We start from the raw sequence: 22323 nt of genomic DNA on the forward strand, positions 1-22323 counted from the left end.
ACAAGGCTGACCACAGTGAAAATACTCAATAAATATGAAGAACGCTCGGCCACGCCGGCGCTTGGAAAGGCCATATCATCCGTGAATATGCGTTCCGACTCCAGCGCCAAAGCGTCGATCTACGCGTTAAATCGTAGATCGAACGCTCTAGGGCGCCTAATTGAGGTTTTCGACGAGCAGCGCATCTACCCGCTGGAAGCCCCGTGGGAGTTTATTCCCGCGACGTCCACGCTCACCTTTGTAGTGTTCGAGGTCGTCGGCTTTCAGCGACAAGGTACGTTTTCCGGCCTGCAACACCAAGGTGGCGCCTTCTGGAATGACGGCGATGTCCGTGACATATTCTTCGCGACTGGCCACACGTTCACCGGGAATACCGATGATCTTGTTGCCTTTGCCCTTACCTAATTGTGGCAGATCGCTGATTTTGAAGATCAGCAAGCGACCTTCGGTCGTCACCGAGGCCAGCCAGTTGTGCTCACGATCGGCCACTGCTCGCGGCGCGATCACCTTGGCGTTGTTCGGCAAGCTCAACAGGGCTTTACCGGCCTTGTTCTTGGCTTGCAGGTCTTCGCCTTTGACGACAAAACCGTAACCGGCGTCGGAAGCGATCACGTACAACGCTTCGTCTTCCGGCATCAGCACGCATTCGAACGTCGCGCCCGGTGGTGGGGTCAGACGACCGGTCAACGGTTCGCCCTGGCCACGCGCCGACGGCAGCGTATGCGCAGCAACCGAATAACTGCGTCCGGTGGAGTCAATCACCACGGCAGACTGGTTGGAGCGCCCCGCCGCCGAGGTCTTGAAGCCGTCGCCAGCCTTGTACGACAGGCCGGTGGCGTCGATTTCGTGGCCTTTGGCCGAACGAATCCAGCCCTTTTCCGACAGCACGACGGTGACTTTTTCGTTCGGTAGCAGATCGTGTTCGGTCAACGCTTTGGCTTCGCTGCGCTCGACGATTGGCGAGCGGCGGTCGTCGCCATAGGTTTCGGCGTCCTTGATCAGCTCGGTGCGCACCAGCTTCTTCAGCTTGGCTTCGCTGCCCAGCAAAGCTTGCAGCTTGGCTTGTTCCTTGAGCAGTTCGTCCTGCTCATCGCGCAGCTTCATCTCTTCCAGTCGCGCCAACTGACGCAAACGGGTGTCGAGGATGTAGTCGGCCTGGATTTCGCTGAGGGCGAAACGCTCGATCAGCTTGGCTTTCGGGTGTTCCTCGGTACGGATGATGTGGATCACTTCATCCAGGTTGAGGTAAGCGATCAACAAACCGTCCAACAGGTGCAGGCGACGTTCGACCTTGTCGAGACGAAATTGCAGGCGGCGACGCACGGTCTGCACGCGGAATTCCAGCCACTCGACCAGCAGCGCGCGCAGGTTCTTCAGCTGCGGTTTGCCATCCAGACCGATGATGTTGACGTTGACCCGGTAGGTCGACTCCAGCTCGGTGCTGGCGAACAGGTGCTGCATCAGCGCATCGTGATCAACGCGGCTGTTGACCGGAATGATGACGATGCGGCACGGGTTTTCGTGGTCGGATTCGTCGCGCAGGTCAGCGATCTGCGGAGCTTTCGACGGTTTCGCCTGCATCAGCGCGGCGATCTGCTCCAGCACCTTGGCACCGGAGACCTGGTGCGGCAGCGCGGTGACGATGATGTCGCCGTCCTCGACGTGATACACGGCGCGCATGCGCACCGAGCCCTTGCCGGTTTCGTACATTTTCAGCAGGTCGGCACGCGGCGTGATGATTTCCGCTTCGGTCGGATAGTCCGGGCCCTGAATGTGTTCGCAGAGCTGTTCGACCGTGGCTTTCGGCTCATCAAGCAAACGCACGCAAGCGGTGGCGACTTCGCGCAGGTTGTGCGGCGGCACGTCGGTGGCCATGCCCACGGCGATGCCGGTGGTGCCGTTGAGCAGGATGTTCGGCAGACGCGCCGGCAGCACCAGCGGCTCCTGCAGGGTGCCGTCGAAGTTCGGGCCCCAGTCGGCAGTGCCCTGGCCAAGCTCGCTGAGCAGTACTTCGGAATAACGCGACAGACGCGCTTCGGTGTATCGCATGGCGGCGAAGGACTTCGGATCGTCCGGCGCACCCCAGTTACCCTGGCCGTCGACCAGCGTGTAGCGATAGCTGAACGGCTGAGCCATCAGCACCATCGCTTCGTAGCACGCCGAGTCACCGTGCGGGTGAAACTTACCGAGCACGTCACCGACGGTACGTGCCGATTTCTTGTGCTTGGAATCAGCGTCCAGCCCCAGCTCGCTCATCGCATAAATGATGCGACGCTGTACCGGTTTCAGACCGTCGCCGATATGCGGCAGTGCACGGTCCATGATCACGTACATGGAGTAGTTGAGGTAGGCACTTTCGGTGAAGTCAGCCAGCGACCGGCGTTCTACACCGTCCAGGCTGAGATCAAGGGGATTGCTCATGCAGGCCTCATCGGTTCGTTGTCTGGCGCAGCAACATGGTGCCACCGCGCTGAGTAAATTCAAGTTTGTTCAGGGCGCTCATGCCGAGCAGCACCTGATCGCCATGCAGCCCCGGCGCCACCAGTGCGCGAACATCCCGCAGCACGATGTCGCCCAGTTGCAGGCGGTCGATTTTGCTCCGATAGCCCTGGCTCAGGCCGTTGGCCGTGCTCAGGGTCACACCGAAACCTTCTTCCAGCTTCAAGCGTTTGGCCAGATCCGCCGGGATCGCCACGTCAGTGGCGCCGGTGTCGAGCATGAACTCGACCGGCTCACCGTTGATCTGACCGCTGGCGACAAAATGCCCTTGAGCGTTGCCGGCCAGTTTCACTTCGATAAAACCTTCGCTCTGCTCCGAACTGACCACCACGTTCGGATTCTGCTGGCGCTGCTCCCACTGGCCGAAAAACCGCGTGGCCAGAAACAACGCCGCGCACCATGCCAGAATCATCAGCACCCGCCCGGCGCGTTTGCCCGCAGGTTGCTGGCTCACGGCTTGGCGCTCCAACCGCCATCCGGCGCTGCGAAGCGCCAGATGATCGGGCGTTTTTCGCCGTCGGCGCGGACGCCTTCATTGTTGTCGATACCGATCCACGCGCCCTGCGCATCCACCACCAATGCTTCTGCCAGACCGTAGGCCTGTGAGTATTGGCGCTGCGGTTGCAAGGCATCTTCAGCATACGACCAGCAATGTTCGACTTTAGCCGTGACTGCATCGCGGCGGCAGATCTGGAAGGCGTTGCGCTCCAGCGTGAACAGTTTGCCGCTGAACAGTGACAGGTCGGCGAAATCACGGGTCACGGCGCGCGCCTTGGGAAACTGCGACGGCTGCATTTCGACCCCGGCTTCGCTGAGCAGCACACAAGCACCGTCACAATCCCAGACCGTTTGCTGGCGCTTGATCTTCAGCAGGCCGCGACGCTCGCGCTCGGCCGCCAGCCATAACTGATCGCCCGCCGGGTTGATCGCCAAACCTTCGAACAGCGCATTGAAGTGCAGCAACATGCCACTGGCACGGGCTTCTTTCACCAGCATCGGCGAGATTTTCAGCCATGACGCCGGGCCTTGTGGCGGCACTTGCAAAACGGCCGCATGAGCTTCGCTGACAATGAAGCGATTGCCGGCGTTGTCGCAGGTGATGCCTTCGAAGTCCAGATCGCCACCGCGAACAAATGATGCCGCCCAGGTGCGCGAACTCAAGCCCCACGGCAAGCCGCTGTCGGGCACTGGCGGGACGTCGATGTGCACGGTTTCGGCCTGCCAGACCTGGTCGCGGGTGTCGAGACGGTAGATCTGATCGTCATCGCGATCCGACACCGTCCACAACTCGTTACCGCACAGCGCCAGGCCCGAAAGATTGCCGCCGCGCATGCCGTCGACCGGATGCTCGGCAAGCAGGCGCAACTCCTGTAACGGCTCGGCCGATACTGTCATCGCACTCAGCAGCAACGCACCCGCCAAGGCCCAGCCAAACTGCATCAGGTCAGCACCTCGGCGAGGTTGCCTTTGGATTCGAGCCAGGTCTTGCGGTCACCGGCGCGTTTCTTCGCCAGCAGCATGTCCATCATTTCCGCGGTTTCGGCAAAGTCTTCGCCCAGCGTCAATTGCACCAGACGCCGAGTGTTCGGGTCCATGGTGGTTTCACGCAGCTGCGGCGGGTTCATTTCACCCAGACCTTTGAATCGGGTGACCTGCGGTTTGCCGCGTTTCTTCTCGGCGACCAGACGGTCGAGAATGCCGTCGCGCTCGGCTTCGTCGAGGGCGTAGTAGATCTCTTTGCCCAAGTCGATGCGGTACAGCGGTGGCATCGCCACGTAGACGTGACCGGCATCCACCAGCGGGCGGAAATGCTGGACGAACAGCGCGCACAGCAAGGTCGCAATGTGCAGACCGTCGGAGTCGGCGTCGGCGAGGATGCAGATCTTGCCGTAACGCAACTGGCTCATGTCCGCCGCACCCGGATCGACACCGATGGCCACGGCAATGTTGTGCACTTCCTGACTGGCGAGCACTTCGCTGCCATCGACTTCCCAGGTGTTGAGGATCTTGCCGCGCAACGGCAGGATCGCCTGGAATTCCTTGTCCCGCGCTTGCTTGGCGGAACCGCCGGCGGAATCACCTTCGACCAGGAACAGTTCGGAACGCATCGGATCTTGCCCGGCGCAATCCGCCAGTTTGCCCGGCAATGCCGGACCTGCGGTGACGCGTTTGCGCTCGACTTTCTTGCTCGCCTTGAGGCGACGGCCGGCGTTGTTGATCGCCAGTTCGGCCAGGGCCAGACCGGTTTCCGGGTTGGCGTTGAGCCACAGGCTGAAGGCGTCTTTAACCACACCGGAGACGAATGCCGCCGCTTCACGGGACGACAGTCGTTCTTTGGTCTGGCCGGAGAATTGCGGCTCCTGCATTTTCATCGACAGGACGAACGCAATGCGCTCCCAGACGTCTTCCGGCGCCAGCTTCACGCCGCGCGGCAGCAGGCTGCGGAACTCGCAGAACTCGCGCATCGCATCGAGCAAACCCTGACGCAAACCGTTGACGTGGGTACCGCCCTGCGCCGTCGGGATCAGGTTGACGTAGCTTTCCTGTACCGCGTCGCCACCTTCCGGCAGCCACAGCAGTGCCCAGTCGACCGCTTCTTTATTACCGGCGAAGGCGCCGCAAAACGGCTCGTTCGGCAAACGTTCGAATTCGCTGACGGCGTCGACCAGATACGAGCGCAGGCCGTCTTCGTAATGCCACTCGACTTTCTCGCCGGTGCCTTTGTCTTCGAAGCTGACCAGCAGCCCCGGGCACAGCACAGCCTTGGCCTTGAGTACGTGCTTGAGGCGGCTGATGGAGAATTTTGGTGAATCGAAATATTTCGGATCCGGCGCGAAGTACACGCTGGTGCCGGTGTTGCGCTTGCCGACGGTGCCGACGATTTCCAGCTCGGAGGCTTTGTAGCCATCGGCGAAAGTCATCTGGTATTCGTTGCCGTCACGCTTCACACGTACGCGCACTTCGGTCGACAAGGCGTTGACCACGGAGATACCGACGCCGTGCAGACCGCCGGAGAACTGGTAGTTCTTGTTGGAAAACTTGCCGCCGGCATGGAGTTTGGTGAGGATCAGTTCGACGCCCGACACGCCCTCTTCCGGGTGGATGTCGACCGGCATGCCACGGCCGTCGTCGCTGACTTCCAGCGAGTGGTCAGCGTGCAGGATGACCTGCACCGATTTGGCGTGACCGGCCAGGGCTTCGTCGACGCTGTTGTCGATGACTTCCTGGGCGAGGTGGTTCGGCCGACTGGTGTCGGTGTACATGCCGGGGCGTTTGCGCACCGGGTCGAGGCCCGAGAGGACTTCGATGGCGTCGGCGTTATAAGAGCTAGCGCTGGGAGTGGCCATAGGGTCTCGTCGTCAGTCATTCATGAAATAGGGGCAAGACTTCACAGTGCGGTGAAATCGATTGCCTTATACAAATCGGCGCCAATGCCGGCAAAACTCAGCAACGCCGGCAACTGCCCGACGAAACCCTGAAAACTGTGGTCGCCGCCGGCCTGAATGCGCAAGGCACAGGCCCGGTAATACTGCTGGGCGAGGCGATAATCCAGTGTTTCATCGCCGGTCTGCAACCAGACCTGATAGCGCTGGGCATCCTGAGGCGCCGGCACTTCCAGTTCGGCCAGGGCCGTGACGTGGTCGTGGGTCAATTCCCAGGTTTCATCGGTATACAGGTTTTTCTGCGTGCCCAGATAGCCGTCGAACATCCGGTGCGGGCTGACCGCCGGGTTGACCAGCAGGGCTTTCAGGCCATGGCGTTCGGCAAGGTGAGTCGCATAGTAGCCGCCGAGTGAACTTCCCACCAGCAATGGGCTGCCCAGCTCGGCGATTGCCTGCTCCAGCTGACCGATGGCTTCGCGCGGATGGTGATGCAGCGCCGGCACCCGCAATTGCTCGCTCAAACCCAGCCGCTCCATCACCGCGACCAGCTGACAGGCCTTTTTGGAGGCCGGGGCGCTGTTGAAACCGTGGATATAGAGGATCGAACCGGACATTTGAGCTCCCTGAGTGTCGGCCAAAGATAGCGGAGTTTACAGGGAGTCAGGGCAGGATGGGCCATCCAAATGATGCCCGCCTGCATCCTGTAGGAGCTGCCGAAGGCTGCGATCTTTTGATTCTGTTTTTAAAATCAAAAGATCGCAGCCTGCGGCAGCTCCTACAGGGATTATCAATAGCCGTTGGAGCCGTAGTCGACGGTGAAGGCGAAATTGATGACGCGTTCGACGCCAGTTTCCAGCCGCCCATCCGGCAACAACCTTAACCACCGATACCCCGGTGCCTGCTCTCCCACTTTGAAGTCCTCACTGCCCGGCTCGAACTGAATGCACGTCGAAGGCGAAGCCATCAGGCGCACGCCATTGCGCTCGCGATCAATCTCTTGATGCACATGTCCCCACAGCACCGCGCGGGCCTGTGGAAAACGATCCAGCACCTCGAAAAACGCTTCAGGATTGCGCAAGCCGATCGGCTCCATCCATGCGCAGCCGATCGACACCGGATGATGATGGAAGCACACCAGATGATGACGCTCCGGCGCTTCGCTCAGCGAACGGGCCAACAGTTGCAGTTGATCGTCCTGCAAATACCCCGGCACCGAACCCGGCACCGCCGAATCCAGTAGCGTCACCCGCCAGCTGCCGATATCGACCACCGGTTCGAGCAGCGCGCTCTGCACGGCGGCCTCGGCCATGATCATCGGTTCGTCGTGATTGCCGGGAATCCAGCGCGCCGGGGCGTCAATCTGCGCGCTCATCTGGCGAAACTGCTGATACGACTCCAGCGTGCCGTCCTGGGAAATATCCCCGGTAGCCAGAATCAGATCGATCTGCGGTTGTTGCCCCAGCACCAGCTCAATGACCTTTTGCAGGCTCTCGCGGGTATTCATGCCCAGCAGCGTACCGTCCGCTTCAGCGAACAGATGGCTGTCGGACAACTGCACCAGCAGCGCCGCATCGGCGGTGGTCAACGTGGATACGCTCGGCAAGGCGTCCTCCCAAGGCAAAAGCACGGAATCGATCGAGTGCCGCAATTATGCTGGGGGATCAGTCAAAGAGGAAACCGCCGAACCGGACGCAGTTCACAACTAGCGTACGACTTCGTACTCATGCCCCAATGCCAGGCAATGACTCAGCCATTCCCCCAGGAACAGATTGAGCTGGGCCTTTTCATCTGGCTGATGCATGGCCGCGTTCGGATAAGGATAGATGCCGCGAAAGCGTCGTGCATGTTCGGCGCTGACCACTTCGGCCATGCGTGCGTCGTGATAGACCTGCACTTCCAGTTGCGGCACCGGCAGCCACGGCAGGCTGTGCTCCTGACGCACTTGCAACGTCGTGGTGTACGGACAGGTTTGCAGCACTTCGAGGGCCAGCACGCCGAGCATCTGCTCGCCCTGGGTCACGGCGATGCGCCGCGCCTCCGGGTCGTTGCGCATGTCCGGGACCAGTCGCATCAGGCGCGCGTAGTTGGCCTCGCAGGCGGCTTGCAGCCCCGCGAGGTCGACTCGATAACGATCGCGCAACTTGTTTACGACCATAACCCCCTCACTTCGGCGCGGTTCAGCGCCAGCCACTGCAAAGCGATGATGCTCGCCGCGTTGGCAATGCGTCCGTCGCGGACGGCCTGCAAGGCATCTTCAAAAGCCCAGACCGTGACGCGGATATCTTCTGCCTCTTCTTCCAGGCCATGCAGACCGCCAACGCCCTCGGTGCTGCAACGCCCCAGATACAAATGCACGAACTCGTTGCTGCCGCCCGGCGACGGGAAGTATTTGGTCATCGGCCAGAGGGCCTTGATGTCCAGTCCAGCTTCCTCCTGCGCCTCGCGGTGAGCAACTTCTTCCGGTTGTTCATCCTTGTCGATCAGACCAGCGACCAGTTCGACCAGCCACGGGTTGTCGGTCTTGCCCATGGCGCCAACGCGAAACTGCTCGATCAGCACCACTTCGTCGCGCTGTGGATCGTAGGGCAGCATGCACACGGCATCGTGACGGACAAACACTTCACGGTTGATCTCGCGGCTCATGCCACCGGCGAACAATTCATGGCGCAGGTGCAAACGGTCGAGCTTGTAGAAGCCCTCGTAGCAGCGTTCGCGCCGTACGACGTCGACGGTGGTCGGAATAGCATTGGCAAAATCAGTCATGAGCATCCTCTTTACTGCACATCCATTACGAAGTTGCCGTGTGTGAATGGCAACCTCGACTTCGCGCCATCCTAACGCGCCCGAACGGTTTGATGCAGCCCCTTTACCGTCAGCGGGATGGACGGTGGCGGCGAAACGCACTCTAATTAGCTTAGTGGCGAACTGACTGCTTCGTTGAGAGTCGAAGCGGTAACTTTTTGCCTTCCCTTGCTTTCGAAAGGACGCCCATGTCGCTTTTCAAAATTGCCTCCGTGGCCGCCATTGCCCTGACTCTGGGCGCGTGCGCAAGCCTGTTCCAACCCAACTACCGCACGCCGCTGGAAACTACCCGCGATGCGTCGGAACAACTGAAACCGGGCTGTTCAAATCCGGATTGCCCGCTGGTCAACATCGACACCCTGCGCTTCCCGGCAGAACCTGCGCTGGACGGCATCATCGAAAAACGTCTGCTGCAAATGACCCGCACCGAGAAAAACGCCCCGGTAGCGCCAACCCTGGCGGCTTATCGCGATCAGTTTCTGGCCAGCGCCGGCCCGCGCAACAGCAGCTACCTGCAAGCGAAAGTACGCGAGCAGCATGACGGCTTGGTGATCATCGAGTTGTCGAGCTACCTCGACACCGGTGGCGCGCATGGTACCCCGGGGCGCGGCTTCATCAACTATTCGCGCCAGCAGCACAAGGTACTGAACCTGTCCGACATGCTGATGCCGGGTCAGGAAGACGCTTTCTGGAAAGCGGCGCAGGTTGCGCACAACAGCTGGTTGATCAGCACCAAGCTCGATCAGGAAGCGGAGTTCGTGAAGAACTGGCCGTTCGTGAAAACCCCGAACGTGGCGCTGACCTATGGCGGCGTGGTCCTCAAGTACGACGTGACCACCATTGCGCCTTACGCGCTGGGCCACGTCGAACTGAAGATTCCTTATCCGCGTCTGAACGGCATTCTCAAGCCCGAGCTGTTTCCTGGCCGTAACTGAAGGCCCGGCCCAGCACTAGCTGCAACAGCCCTGCCAGCACCAGCGCCGGCAGGGTTGCGCCGACATCCGGATACAGATTCGCCAGCAAATGGTAGGTGCTGACGCCACCCAGCCACGCCAACAACGCCGGCCAGCGCAATGCGGCTGAAGCGACCTGAGCGCTGCGCTTGCGCAGGATGAAGTGATCCACCAGCACCACGCCAAACAGCGGCGCAAACACCGAACCAATCAACAACAGGAAATTCTGGTACTGCGCCAACGGCGCCAGCAGGGCGATCAGCGTGCAGATCACGCCGATGGCCAAGGCCAGATGCTCGACTTTCAGGCGCAACAGAATCCCGCTGGAGACCGCTGCCGAGTGAATGTCGGCGAAGGCGTTTTCCGACTCATCGAGCAGAATCAGCAACAGCGGAATGCCCAGCCCGGCACCGGCCAGTGCCAGCAACAGTGCGTTGACTTCACCGCTCGGCGCGAACGCCAAGGTGTAGGCAACGCCGAGGCTCATCAGCCAGAAATTACCGATGAAGAAACCGACGGCCGTGCCACCGAAGACATTCTTCGCGCGCTTGCCGAAACGCGAGTAGTCGGCGATCAGCGGCAGCCACGACAGCGGCATCGCGATGGCAATGTCGAAGCCCACGGCGAAGGGCATCGAACCGTCACCGGCGCGCGACCAGAGATCGGCCAGATCGGCTTTGGCGAACAGGTTCCAGGTCAGCCAGAGGCACGCGGCGAGCAGCAGCCAGATGCCCCATTTGCGCAGGATCTGCCGGACGAAAGTCAGCGGCCCGCTAACCGCAAGCAAGGTCGCCAGCGCGCCGAAAAACAGTGTCCACAACACCGGGTTCGACCACAGCGAACCTTCGCTGAACGCGCGGGTACCGAGCAGGCTGGCCGCATCGCGCATGACGATGATTTCGAACGAGCCCCAACCGATCAGTTGCAGCAGGTTGAGCAGCGCCGGCAGGCTCGCGCCTTTGCTGCCGAGGCTGAGTTTCAGCGCGGCCATCGACGACAGGCCGGTGTCGCTGCCGATCACGCCGACAGCGGCCAGCAGCAGCACGCCGACCAGCGTGCCGAGGAAAATCGCCAGCAACGAACCGGACAGGCCCAGACCCGGCGCGAGCAATGCGCCGGTCTGCAAGACCATCAGGCCGATGCCGAGGGAGAACCACAGGGAAAACAGATCGCGACCGCCGAATACACGCTTGTCGGCGGGCACGGCGAGGTCAGGGGAATAAGTGCTGGGTTGAATGCTCAAGGGTGTTATCTCAGAGGGACATTTGTTGTTGTGTTGTGATCGTTCCCACGCTCTGCGTGGGAATGCCTCTAGGCACGCTCCGCGTCCAGTGACGCGGAGCGTCACGGGCTGCATTCCCACGCGGAGCGTGGGAACGATCAGTACGGGATCAAACTTTTTTGTACAGCTGACTGCCTTCCTTCTTGAACCGCTCGGCCTGTTCCGCCAGGCCTTGGGCGATGTCCACGTCGACCGCTTCGATCCGCTGGTTGGCCGCGTATTCGCGGACTTCCTGCGTGATCTTCATCGAGCAGAATTTCGGCCCGCACATCGAACAGAAGTGCGCGACCTTGGCCGAATCCTTCGGCAGGGTTTCATCGTGATACGAACGCGCAGTGTCCGGATCAAGTCCCAGGTTGAACTGGTCTTCCCAACGGAATTCAAAGCGCGCCTTGCTCAAGGCGTTGTCGCGAATCTGCGCACCCGGATGCCCTTTAGCCAAGTCCGCCGCATGCGCGGCGATCTTGTAGGTGATGATCCCGGTCTTCACGTCATCCTTGTTCGGCAGGCCCAAGTGTTCCTTCGGCGTCACGTAGCAAAGCATCGCGCAACCGAACCAGCCGATCATCGCCGCACCGATACCGGAGGTGATGTGGTCGTAACCCGGTGCGATGTCAGTGGTTAGCGGGCCGAGGGTGTAGAACGGCGCCTCGTCGCAGCACTCCAGCTGCTTGTCCATGTTCTCTTTGATCAACTGCATCGGCACGTGGCCCGGGCCTTCGATCATCGTTTGCACGTCGTGCTTCCAGGCGATCTTGGTCAGTTCACCGAGGGTTTCCAGCTCACCGAACTGGGCAGCGTCGTTGGCGTCGGCAATCGACCCCGGACGCAAGCCATCACCCAGCGAGAAGCTGACGTCATAGGCTTTCATGATTTCGCAGATTTCTTCGAAATGCGTGTAGGCGAAGTTTTCCTTGTGATGCGCCAGGCACCACTTGGCCATGATCGAACCGCCACGCGAAACGATACCGGTCACGCGTTTGGCGGTCAGCGGCACGTAGCGCAGCAACACGCCGGCGTGAATGGTGAAGTAGTCGACGCCCTGCTCGGCCTGCTCGATCAGCGTGTCGCGGAACAGCTCCCAGGTCAGGTCTTCGGCCGCGCCGCCGACTTTTTCCAGCGCCTGATAGATCGGCACCGTGCCGATCGGCACCGGCGAGTTGCGGATGATCCACTCGCGGGTTTCGTGAATGTGCTTGCCGGTGGACAAGTCCATGATGTTGTCCGCGCCCCAGCGAATGCCCCAGGTCAGTTTCGCCACTTCTTCTTCGATGGACGAACCCAGCGCGCTGTTGCCGATGTTGCCGTTGATCTTCACCAGGAAGTTACGGCCGATGATCATCGGTTCCAGTTCGGTGTGGTTGATGTTGGCCGGAATGATTGCGCGGCCACGGGCGATCTCTTCACGGACGAATTCAGGGGTGATGATTTTCGGCACGCTGGCGCCGAAGCTGTGACCCGGGTGTTGCTGATCCAGCAAGCCGGCGGCGCGGGCCACTTCGAGCTTCATGTTTTCGCGGATGGCAACGAATTCCATCTCGGGCGTGATGATGCCCTGACGCGCGTAGTGCATCTGCGTGACATTGCCACCGGCCTTGGCGCGGCGCGGATTGTTGACGTGGGCAAAGCGCAGTTTGGTCAGTTCCGGGTCGGCGAGGCGCTCGCGACCGAAGTTGGAACTCAGGCCCGTCAGACGCTCGGTGTCGCCACGGTCGTCGATCCACGCCGAACGCACATCGGCCAGGCCTTTGCGCACATCGATAATCACGTTCGGATCGGTGTACGGGCCGGAGGTGTCGTAAACGGTGACCGGCGCGTTGATTTCGCCGCCGAAGTCGGTCGGGGTCACGTCGAGGGTGATTTCGCGCATCGGCACGCGGATGTCCGGGCGCGAGCCCTGAACGTAGACTTTTTGCGAACGGGTGAACGGCTTGACCGATTGCTCGTCGACCTTGGCCGAGTCACTCAGGTTGATCGCGTTTTTTGATTTTGTAGTAGTCATCACGGGCTCTCCAGACAGCATCCAGGCAGTGGATTGTCGGAGCAGAACCTGAAAGGCACGGACGCACCAGGACTGGTGCTGTGCATCGTCGTCGAGCGTTCGATTGTCGAACAATTTCCCGGACGAAGCACAAGAGGACTCGCCGGGTGACGAGAAATCTTGTTCCCTACGCAGGCGCTAACCTGATCAGGTTCAACGGGATCCGAAATTATTCGATCTCAGCCTCATAGCAAGGCACCCCGACAAGAACCCGGCCAGTCTAGACACAACTGGCAAAGAACGCCAACACCGCAGCAATCACCATGATGAATGGCGCAAATACAGGGGCTTGGCCGATTGTTGTCATGCAAATGCGCAACTACACTCGCCTTGCCCCGTCACGCCTTGACGCTATGGGGCCTGCGCCTTACCTTTGGCGCCCGGATTACTTCCATAATATTAATGCTAGGGATCGCCTCATGCTGCGCAAACTTTCACTGGCTGTTGCCGTGTCTTGTGCGTCCAACGCAATGGCCTGGGCAGCAGAAGCGCCCTTGTCGACCAAAACCGATCTGGTCAGCGTCTATCAGGAAGCGGTCGACAACAACGCCGACCTGGCCGCCGCCCGCGCCCAGTACGGTGCGCAGAAAGAAGTCGTGCCACAGGCCCGCGCCGGTTTGCTGCCGAACCTGTCCGGTGGCGCCGAAACCGCCAACGTGCGCACCTCGATCGATCAGCCTTCGGCCGTCGCCAATCGCAGCGCTCACTCGTATCAGGCGACCCTCGCCCAACCGTTGTTCCGCGCCGATCGCTGGTTCCAGTACCAGGCGGCCAAGGACGTCAACGAACAAGCCGCGCTGCAACTGTCGGCGACCGAGCAGAACCTGATCCTGCAATCGGCGGAAGATTACTTCAACGTGCTGCGCAGCCAGGACAACCTCGCTTCGACCAAAGCAGAAGAAGCCGCGTTCAAGCGACAACTCGATCAGTCCAACGAGCGCTTCGATGTCGGTCTGTCGGACAAGACCGACGTCCTGCAATCGCAAGCCAGTTACGACACCGCACGCGCCAACCGCATCGTCGCCCAGCGTCAGGTCGATGATGCCTTCGAGGCGCTGATTACCCTGACCAACCGCCAGTACAACTCGATTCAGGGGATCGTCCACTCGCTGCCGATCCTGCCGCCGGCGCCGAATGACGCCAAGGCCTGGGTCGACACCGCAGCGAAACAGAACCTCAATCTGCTGGCGAGCAACTTCGCCGTCAGCTCGGCTGAAGAGACCTTGAAACAGCGTAAGGCCGGCCACTTGCCGACTCTCGACGCTGTGGCCAAATACGAAAAAGGTGACAACGACGCCCTCGGCTTCGGCAACCCAAGCGTGTTCGGCGCGCCGTACCATGGCAACGTCGAGCAGACCACAGTGGGCCTGCAATTGAGCGTACCGATTTACAGCGGCGGCCTGACCAGTTCGCAAGTGCGCCAGTCGTATGCGCAACTGGATCAGAGCGAGCAGCAACGCGAATCGCTGCGTCGGCAGATCGTCGAGAACACCCGCAACCTGCACCGTGCGGTGAACACCGACGTCGAGCAGGTGCAGGCGCGCAAGCAATCGATCATTTCCAACCAGAGCGCGGTGGAAGCGACGGAAATCGGTTATCAGGTGGGTACCCGCAACATCGTTGACGTGCTCGATGCGCAGCGCCAGCTGTACACCTCGGTGCGCAACTACAACAACACGCGGTATGACTACATTCTCGACAACCTGCGCTTGAAGCAGGCGGCGGGGACGTTGAATCCGGGGGATCTGGAAGATCTGCGGCGTTATCTGAAAGCCGACTACAACCCGGACAAGGATTTCCTCCCGCCGGATCTGGCCAAGGCGGCCGAAGCGCAGCTCAAGGCGCGCCCGTAAACAATCTGGAATGAATCCCCTGTGGCGAGGGGATTTATCCCCGTTCGGCTGCGCAGCAGTCGCAATACCGGTGAACAGGGTTTTCCTGAATCACCGCGGTGAATGGTTTTGGGGCTGCTTCGCAACCCAACGGGGATAAATCCCCTCGCCACAGTAATATTCCAAGCGACTATTTGATCAGCCGCGCCAAGCCATCCAGCAAGCGCTGCAATGCACCTTGATTGCGGCGCATCACTGCCAGCCCGGCGTCGGCCATGCGCTGCGCATCACGCGGCAATTCGAACAAGCGCTGCACTTCCACTGCCAACCCTTCGGCATCATCGACCTCGGCCAACGCCCCGGCTTCGCGTAATTGCGCGGCGATGTCGAGGAAGTTGAACAGGTGCGGGCCACTGAGCACCGGTTTCGCCAAGGCGGCCGGTTCCAGCAGATTGTGCCCGCCGTTCGCCACCAGGCTGCCGCCGACAAACGCGCTGTCCGCCAGGGCATAGAGAAACAGCAACTCGCCCATGGTGTCGCCGAGCAGCACTGACGTCTGCGCATCGACATCGATCCCGGTCGAACGCCGCACCGTGGCAAAACCTTCGCGCTGGCACAACTCGAACACCGAATTGAAACGCTCAGGATGACGCGGCACCAGAATCAGCAACGCATCCGGGTGATTGGCCAGCAAGCGACGGTGGGCGTCGAGCACCACTTCGTCCTCGCCTTCATGGGTACTGGCGGCGATCCACACCGGACGCTCCAGCGCCTGCCATTGGCTGCGGAGGTCGGCGGCGCGTTGCAGCAGTTGCGGGTCGATGGTCAGGTCGAACTTGATCGAACCAGTGACTTCGACCGTCTGCGCGCGAGCGCCGAGATCGCGGAAGCGCTGGGCTTCGGTTTCGGTCTGCACGGCAAACAGGCTCATCTCGGCGAGCATCGGTGCGGTCAGCTTGTTGAAGCGACCATACCCTTTAGCCGAGCGCTCGGACAAACGCCCGTTGGCCAACGCCACCGGAATCCCGCGCTTGGCGCACTGATGAATGTGGTTGGGCCACAGCTCGGTTTCCATGATCACCGCGAGTTTCGGCTGCACGCGGTCAAGAAACCGCGCCGCCGCACACGGCAAGTCATACGGCAGATAGCAATGCTGGATGCGCGGCTCGTTAGCGAACAGCGCCTGAATCCGCTCCGATCCGGTCGGCGTCATGCAAGTCACGGTGATCGGCAACTGTGGATAACGTTGCAGCAGAGCGCGGATCATCGGCGCAGCGGCGATACTTTCGCCCACCGACACCGCGTGCACCCAGATGCCGCCGGGTTGCAGCGTCGGCATGCCGTAGGAGAAACGCTCGCCTATGCGCTTGGCGTACGCCGGCGCCTTGCGCGCCCGCAGCCACAGCCGAATCGCCACCAATGGCAGCCCCAGGTAAAACAGCGCGGTGTACAGAGTTCTATTCATGGCGGCGGAGTTTATCGACTTTTCTCGCCGATCGCGCGCAAGTGCACGGCAAAACGCTCCGCCAGCCAACGTGCCGCCGGGCCTAAAGGCTCATCGCGGCGCCAGACCAGTTCGACCACCAGCGCCGGCGGCGTCCATTCGCTGTCGAGTTCGACCATCAAACCCTGATACGCCGAATACTGCACCACATGCCGCGGCAACCAGGCCCAACCCAGATCGCGCACCAGCCATTCGGCCATCACGTAGAAACTGTCGGCGCGCCACACTTGCGGGCTGGCCGGTTCGTTGCCGGGGTAAACGCTGGTTTGCGTCGACATCAACAGTTGCCGGTGTTGCGCCAATTGCTGGCAGGTGACATAGGACTGCGTCGCCAATGGATGATTGATGCCGCAGACCGTGACCATTTCCACGCTGCCGAGCACTCGGCGCTCCAGCGCTTCGGGGATTTCGTCGTGATAGAACAGCAAACCCAGGTCGGCACGCCGTTCGACCAGTTTGCGCGCGACCTCGCCTTGGGCAGCGCTGGTCAGCTGTAATTCGAGGCTGGGAAACTGCTCGGCCAGTGCACCGAAACTTTCCACCAGCGCCTGATAAGGCATCGCTTCGTCCTGGGCCACCCGCAGTTGCGCTTCCTGGCCGCGCAGCATCGCCATCGCCCGACCATTCAGGCGTTCGCATTGGCGCAAGACTTCCCGCGCCTCTTCGAGCAGCGCTTTGCCCGCTTCGGTGAGCGTTGGCTGACGACCGCTGCTACGCTCGAACAGGCTGACACCCAGATCATCTTCCAGCATCGCAACCGCGCTACTGATCGCCGACTGGGCCTTGCGTTGCTGGCGTGCCACCGCCGAAAACGAGCGTTGCTCGGCGACATCGACAAACACCCGTAGCTGATCGAGATTCCATTGCATGCTGACTTACCAACCCATCTTCGAAACAGATAGGTAATGACTTTACCCCATCTGGGGAATCTCTAGAATGCCGCCTCAGTAAGCAACGTTTCACATGAGGATTTGAACCATGAACGCCTACGCCTACCTGGCCATTGCCATCTGCGCCGAAGTCATCGCCACCGTCTCGATGAAAGCAGTCAAAGGCTTCAGCACGCCGCTGCCACTGGTGCTGGTCATCGTCGGCTACGCGATTGCGTTCTGGATGTTGACCCTGGTGGTACGCACCGTACCGGTCGGTGTGGCCTACGCGGTGTGGGCCGGGATGGGCATCGTGATGGTCAGCGTCGCGGCGCTGTTCATATACGGGCAAAAACTGGATATTCCGGCGATGCTAGGGATGGCCTTGATTGTGCTGGGCGTCGTGGTGATCCAGTTGTTCTCGAAAACCGCGGGGCACTGAAGAAAAAGATCGCAGCCTGCGGCAGCTCCTACAGGGGATCGCATTCTCTGTGTAGGAGCTGCCGCAGGCTGCGATCTTTTTTCACATCTGAAGCCGAACTCCGAGTCTGTATACTGCGCCCTCGTCTTGAACACTGAGGTCGTTGCATGCCATCCGTTATTTCCACCGACGTTCTGATTGTCGGCGCTGGTGTCGCCGGCCTCTGGTTGAACGCACGTCTGCGCCGTCAGGGTTTTTCGACCGTGCTGGTGGAAAGCGCCAGCCTCGGCGGCGGGCAGAGCGTTAAATCCCAAGGCATTATTCACGGCGGCGCCAAATACGCGCTGCACGGCGCGCTGACGGGTGCCTCGGAAGCCATTGCCGACATGCCGCGCCGTTGGCGTGAAGCGCTGGCCGGCAATGGCGAACTGGATCTGACCGGCGTGCGCCTGTTGTCCGAAGCTCATTACCTGTGGTCGCCCGGCACCCTCGCCGGCAACCTCACCAGTTTCTTCGCCAGCAAAGCCGTGCGCGGCCGCGTCGATCAGGTCAAGGGCGAGCAATTGCCACCAGCCCTGCAGGACAAGCGCTTCAAGGGCAAGGTCTACCGCCTCGCCGAACTGGTGGTCGATGTGCCGAGCCTGATCCAGCGCCTGGCCGATCTGGCGGGCGACGGTCTGCTCGCCGGGCAAACCATCGAGCCACTGTTGGAAGCGGGTGTGCTGGTCGGTTTGAAAGTCGACGGCCGCGAGATCCGCGCCCAGCGCATCGTCCTCAGCGCTGGCGCCGGCACCGCGCAATTGCTTGAAGACCTCGGTCTGACGCAACCGGCCATGCAACGCCGGCCGCTGCACATGATCATCGCCAAAGGCCCGGGCCTGAAACCGCTGTACGCGCATTGCCTGGGCGGCGGCACCAAACCGCGCATCACCGTGACCACGCATCCGGCGGCTGATGGCCAGTGGGTCTGGTACATGGGTGGTGACATCGCCGAAAGCGAAGGCGTGCACCGCGAGCCGGCCGAACAGATCGCCACCGCGCAAAAGGAAATCGCTCAGTTGCTGCCATGGATCGACCTCAGCACCACGCAATGGGCGACCTTGCGCGTTGACCGTGCCGAACCGCTGCAAACCGGGCTGACACGCCCCGACAACGCCTTCCTCGCCGAACAGGGTCGTCTGCTGGTCGGCTGGCCAACCAAGCTGGCACTGGCGCCGGACTTTGCCGACCGGGTGATCGCCTCGCTGGAGCGCGACGCTATCCAGCCGCAAGCCAGCGAACCATTGCCAGCCCTGCCGAAACCACCGATGGGCGTTCCAGCCTGGGAGCAACTGCTGCCATGAGCATCGCCAACCTGCATGATCTGCATCGCCCACTGGGCAGCACCGGCCTGATGGTTTCGCCTCTGGGCCTGGGCACGGTCAAACTCGGCCGCGACCAAGGGGTGAAATACCCCAACGGTTTCCAGATTCCCGGCGACGATGAGGCGCGCATGCTTCTGCGCCAGGCACGCGAACTGGGCATCAACCTGATCGACACCGCCCCGGCCTATGGCCGCAGCGAAGAACGCCTCGGCCCGCTGTTGCGTGGCCAGCGTCAGGACTGGGTGATCGTCAGCAAGGTTGGCGAAGAGTTTGCCGATGGCTTGTCGCACCATGACTTCAGCGCGACACACACGCGAATGTCGGTCGAGCGCAGCCTGCAACGTCTTGAAACCGATTTTATCGATCTGGTGCTGGTGCATTCCGACGGCAACGACATGGCGATCCTTGAGCACGAAGAAGTTTACGCGACACTCGCGGCGCTCAAGGCCGAGGGCAAGATTCGTGGTTTCGGTTTCTCCGGCAAAACCGTCGAAGGTGGCTTGAAAGCATTGGAGCAAGGCGACTGCGCAATGGTCACCTACAATCTGAACGAACAAAACGAGAAGGCTGTCATTGACTATGCTGCTGCCCACGGCAAAGCCATTCTGGTGAAAAAAGCCTTGGCCAGTGGTCATGTCTGCCTGAGCCCCGGCGTCGATCCGGTGCGTGCCAGTTTCGAATTGCTGTTCGCGCAGCCTGGTGTGGCCAGTGCTATTGTCGGCACGATCAATCCGCTGCACCTCGCCCACAACGTAGCGACCGTTGCCCAGGTCCTTCGTGGTCACTGACGCCGCTTCGCGGCCTTAAGCAGGAGCCGATATGCCGCGCACGCTCATCAGAAAGAACCCGAGCAACTTCAAGACCCTGCCGCTGTTCGTCGAAGCCACGCCCGAAGGCCTTACCTATCAGAGCGTCGGCATGCCGCTGAATTTCGCCCAGACCTTGCAGCGACGCAAACCGGTGAGCGTCGCCGATGCCGAGCGTTTCTCGCTGGAACTGGCCAACCTTGGGGTGTCGGTGCGCCTGACCCTGCATTGGCAGAATCGCGATTACTGGGTGCTGGTGCGCCAGCGCCGGCAAGATCGCGGTGACGTGGTGCTCAAGCTTATTTCCGGGTACGTGCCAGCCCACGAGCTGAATATTCCGCTGCACACCGCCATTCAGGAGATTGCTGAAGAGTGCCTGCTGGAAACCCCGGAAGGCTGGCTCGGCGGGCGTTTCAATGACACCTGGCTGCCGGCGCCTTATGCGACGGCCCTGCATTATCGCGAAGCCCTGCCCTTTCGCCTGACGCCACTCTCCGGCTCGGCGCGGCCGGTGCGCTGCGCCAACCTGCAATTGCAGGAACGACCACGGGCCTATGTGCATTTGCCCACCGCCTCGCTGCAATTGATCTACGACCTGCGACTGGAAGTGCCCAAGGAAGCCAAGTCCCTGAGCCTGTTTCATGTCGATGAGCGACTGGAAGGCGATCAACTGGTGGCGCGGCTGGATCGCAAACGTCCGGATCTGTACTTGATGCCGCTGCTGGATGGCGAGCCGCTGGCCGAACTCTACACCCTGAAAAAAGGCCAGCTGTACCCGGCGGGTACCCGTGGACTTTATCTGGCTGAGAGTTTTGCCAAACAGGATGGCTGGCTGGTGCGTGAAGAGCGGATTCGCTGGAAGGACTGGTTGCGTCAGCAGGGTTTGACGCCGCCGGAGAAGGCTACTGGCCTGGCGCGGTTGCGCGGCAGGGCCAAACAGTTGCTGAAGAAGATCGTGCCGCGCAAGAAAGTGAATTCCTGAAAAGCAAAAGATCACAGCCTGCGGCAGCTCCTACAGGGAAATATTGTAGGAGCTGCCGCAGGCTGTGATCTTTTGATCTTATTGGCCGCGGATTTTTTCGACGATCGCCGTGGTCGAGCTGTTTTCCACCAGCCCCAGCACTTTCACCGTGCCGCCGTAAGCGGCGACGATATCGGCGCCGACCACTTGGTCGATGCCGTAATCCCCACCTTTGACCAGCACGTCCGGCTTGACCTCGCGCAGGAGGTTTTCCGGGGTGCCTTCAGGGAAGCTGATCACCCAGTCCACCGCACCGAGTCCGGCGAGCACCGCCATGCGTCGGTCGACACTGTTGATCGGACGACCCGGTCCTTTCAGACGGCTGACGGAAGCGTCATCGTTGACCGCCACGATCAGACGGTCGCCTTGCGCACGCGCCTGTTCCAGATAGGTGACATGGCCGGCATGGAGGATATCGAAGCAGCCATTGGTGAAGACGATCCGCTCGTTGTGCGCGCGGGCATCGTCAACCGCCAACAGCAATTGCTCCAGACCCAGCACGCCGCGTTCGGAACCTTCTTCGCGCTGAATCGCGCGACGCAGTTCCGGCGCGCTGATCGCAGCTGTACCCAGCTTGCCGACGACGATGCCCGCCGCCAGGTTGGCCAGGGCTACCGCGTGCGGCAGTTCTTCACCGGCCGCAATCGCTGCCGCCAATGTAGAAATCACCGTGTCGCCGGCACCGGTCACGTCGAACACTTCGCGGGCGCGGGCCGGCAAGTGCAACGCCGGATGATCCGGGCGCAACAGGGTCATGCCGTGCTCGCCACGGGTCACCAGCAACGCACCGAGTTCGAGGTCGTGCATCAGGGTCGCGCCCTTGCTCACCAACTCGTGCTCGTCGGCGCAACCGCCAACGATGGTTTCGAACTCGCTGAGGTTCGGCGTGATCAGGCTCGCGCCACGATAGATCGAGAAATCCTTGCCCTTGGGATCGGCCAGCACCGGAATGCCCTTGGCGCGAGCAGCCTGGATCAAGGCCTGATGGTTTTTCAGCGCGCCTTTGCCGTAGTCCGAAAGCACCAGCACCTTGATGCCTTCGAGCAGGTCATCGACCTGCGAGGCCAAGGCCAGGGCATCGGTGGCGAACGGTTCTTCAAAGTCGATACGCAGCAATTGCTGGTGCCGGCTCATGACCCGCAATTTGACGATGGTCGGCTGATGCGCGATGCGCTGGAACAGCGCACGCACGCCCGCGCCCTTGAGACTGTTGCTCAGGCTGTCGGCGGCTTCGTCATCACCGGTCACACCGACCAGCGACGCCGGCGCACCCAGCGCGGCAATGTTCAAGGCAACGTTGGCAGCGCCGCCTGGGCGGTCTTCGATTTGCTCGACTTTTACGACCGGAACCGGCGCCTCAGGGGAAATCCGTGAGGTACCACCATGCCAGTAACGGTCGAGCATGACATCGCCGACCACCAAGACAGGGGCTTGATCGAATCGCGGCATGGACAACTTCATGGAGCAACCCACATACAAAATGAACAGGGGCGCGATATTAACACAGGGTTGGCGAAGGCTTGTGCGCGGGCTGCAACAGGATGAA

The 22323-nt window shown here is 61.1% G+C and carries 19 protein-coding genes and 1 riboswitch; of the genes, 6 read left to right on the plus strand and 13 right to left on the minus strand.

What is annotated here, in order from left to right:
* Positions 1–156: 156 nt before the first annotated feature.
* The 8 genes from parC to QOL84_RS16825 form a co-directional block, all read right to left on the minus strand.
* A complete protein-coding gene (parC, locus tag QOL84_RS16790; RefSeq protein ID WP_129388240.1) occupies positions 157–2421 on the minus strand; it encodes a DNA topoisomerase IV subunit A in 2265 nt (754 codons plus the stop codon).
* A gap of 7 nt (positions 2422–2428) precedes the next feature.
* A complete protein-coding gene (locus tag QOL84_RS16795; protein ID WP_283437918.1) occupies positions 2429–2953 on the minus strand; it encodes a retropepsin-like aspartic protease family protein in 525 nt (174 codons plus the stop codon).
* Complete coding sequence (locus QOL84_RS16800) at positions 2950–3939, minus strand: esterase-like activity of phytase family protein (protein WP_129388233.1); 990 nt, start codon at positions 3937–3939, stop codon at positions 2950–2952. Before QOL84_RS16800 ends, QOL84_RS16795 begins: the two co-directional genes overlap by 4 nt.
* Positions 3939–5846, minus strand: coding sequence for a DNA topoisomerase IV subunit B (gene parE, locus QOL84_RS16805; protein ID WP_129388230.1), 1908 nt, complete (start codon positions 5844–5846; stop codon positions 3939–3941). Before parE ends, QOL84_RS16800 begins: the two co-directional genes overlap by 1 nt.
* Before the next feature lie 41 nt (positions 5847–5887).
* Positions 5888–6496 carry a YqiA/YcfP family alpha/beta fold hydrolase gene (locus tag QOL84_RS16810; protein WP_283437919.1) on the minus strand — a complete coding sequence of 203 codons (609 nt, stop codon included), beginning with the start codon at positions 6494–6496 and terminating at the stop codon, positions 5888–5890.
* A 173-nt stretch (positions 6497–6669) separates the two neighbouring features.
* Positions 6670–7485, minus strand: coding sequence for a 3',5'-cyclic-AMP phosphodiesterase (gene cpdA, locus QOL84_RS16815; protein ID WP_283437920.1), 816 nt, complete (start codon positions 7483–7485; stop codon positions 6670–6672).
* 99 nt (positions 7486–7584) lie between these two features.
* Positions 7585–8037, minus strand: coding sequence for a DUF1249 domain-containing protein (locus tag QOL84_RS16820; RefSeq protein ID WP_053116744.1), 453 nt, complete (start codon positions 8035–8037; stop codon positions 7585–7587).
* On the minus strand, positions 8028–8645 hold the full coding sequence (locus QOL84_RS16825; RefSeq protein WP_093430152.1) for an NUDIX domain-containing protein: 618 nt from the start codon (positions 8643–8645) through the stop codon (positions 8028–8030). Before QOL84_RS16825 ends, QOL84_RS16820 begins: the two co-directional genes overlap by 10 nt.
* A 227-nt stretch (positions 8646–8872) precedes the next feature.
* On the opposite strand from QOL84_RS16825, the gene QOL84_RS16830 reads away from it, so the two are divergent.
* Positions 8873–9619 carry an RsiV family protein gene (locus QOL84_RS16830; RefSeq protein WP_283437921.1) on the plus strand — a complete coding sequence of 249 codons (747 nt, stop codon included), beginning with the start codon at positions 8873–8875 and terminating at the stop codon, positions 9617–9619.
* Here QOL84_RS16830 and cytX read toward each other — a convergent pair.
* Entirely contained in the window at positions 9588–10880 is a 1293-nt protein-coding gene (cytX, locus tag QOL84_RS16835) for a putative hydroxymethylpyrimidine transporter CytX (protein WP_283437922.1), read from the minus strand. The genes QOL84_RS16830 and cytX overlap by 32 nt on opposite strands.
* 148 nt (positions 10881–11028) lie before the next feature.
* Entirely contained in the window at positions 11029–12921 is a 1893-nt protein-coding gene (gene thiC / locus QOL84_RS16840; protein ID WP_129388215.1) for a phosphomethylpyrimidine synthase ThiC, read from the minus strand.
* Positions 12922–13067: 146 nt separating this feature from the next.
* Positions 13068–13173: riboswitch (TPP riboswitch) on the minus strand.
* A gap of 206 nt (positions 13174–13379) precedes the next feature.
* Between thiC and QOL84_RS16845 the strand changes: the two genes are divergently transcribed.
* Positions 13380–14813 (plus strand): TolC family outer membrane protein, encoded by a 1434-nt coding sequence (locus QOL84_RS16845; protein WP_129388213.1) that lies wholly within the window; start codon positions 13380–13382, stop codon positions 14811–14813.
* A 169-nt stretch (positions 14814–14982) separates the two neighbouring features.
* Here QOL84_RS16845 and waaA read toward each other — a convergent pair whose 3' ends face one another.
* Together waaA and QOL84_RS16855 are read right to left on the minus strand one after the other, a co-directional pair.
* Complete coding sequence (gene waaA / locus QOL84_RS16850; protein ID WP_283437923.1) at positions 14983–16257, minus strand: lipid IV(A) 3-deoxy-D-manno-octulosonic acid transferase; 1275 nt, start codon at positions 16255–16257, stop codon at positions 14983–14985.
* Between the two features lie 11 nt (positions 16258–16268).
* A complete protein-coding gene (locus QOL84_RS16855) occupies positions 16269–17165 on the minus strand; it encodes a LysR family transcriptional regulator (protein ID WP_283437924.1) in 897 nt (298 codons plus the stop codon).
* 109 nt (positions 17166–17274) lie between these two features.
* Here QOL84_RS16855 and QOL84_RS16860 point away from each other — a divergent pair, with 109 nt between their 5' ends.
* From QOL84_RS16860 to QOL84_RS16875, 4 genes are all read left to right on the plus strand, one after another.
* Positions 17275–17607, plus strand: a complete 333-nt coding sequence (locus tag QOL84_RS16860; protein ID WP_016985677.1) for a DMT family transporter — start codon at positions 17275–17277, stop codon at positions 17605–17607.
* 146 nt (positions 17608–17753) lie between these two features.
* Positions 17754–18929 (plus strand): NAD(P)/FAD-dependent oxidoreductase, encoded by a 1176-nt coding sequence (locus QOL84_RS16865; protein WP_129388204.1) that lies wholly within the window; start codon positions 17754–17756, stop codon positions 18927–18929.
* A complete protein-coding gene (locus tag QOL84_RS16870) occupies positions 18926–19738 on the plus strand; it encodes an aldo/keto reductase (RefSeq protein WP_283437925.1) in 813 nt (270 codons plus the stop codon). Before QOL84_RS16865 ends, QOL84_RS16870 begins: the two co-directional genes overlap by 4 nt.
* 31 nt (positions 19739–19769) lie before the next feature.
* On the plus strand, positions 19770–20738 hold the full coding sequence (locus QOL84_RS16875; RefSeq protein ID WP_283437926.1) for a metal ABC transporter ATPase: 969 nt from the start codon (positions 19770–19772) through the stop codon (positions 20736–20738).
* Positions 20739–20816: 78 nt separating this feature from the next.
* Here the strand turns inward: QOL84_RS16875 and hldE are convergent, their stop codons facing one another.
* Positions 20817–22238, minus strand: a complete 1422-nt coding sequence (gene hldE, locus QOL84_RS16880) for a bifunctional D-glycero-beta-D-manno-heptose-7-phosphate kinase/D-glycero-beta-D-manno-heptose 1-phosphate adenylyltransferase HldE (RefSeq protein ID WP_129388195.1) — start codon at positions 22236–22238, stop codon at positions 20817–20819.
* Positions 22239–22323: the final 85 nt, after the last annotated feature.

It is taken from the genome of Pseudomonas helmanticensis (assembly GCF_900182985.1).
Taxonomy (GTDB): Bacteria; Pseudomonadota; Gammaproteobacteria; order Pseudomonadales; family Pseudomonadaceae; genus Aquipseudomonas; species Aquipseudomonas helmanticensis.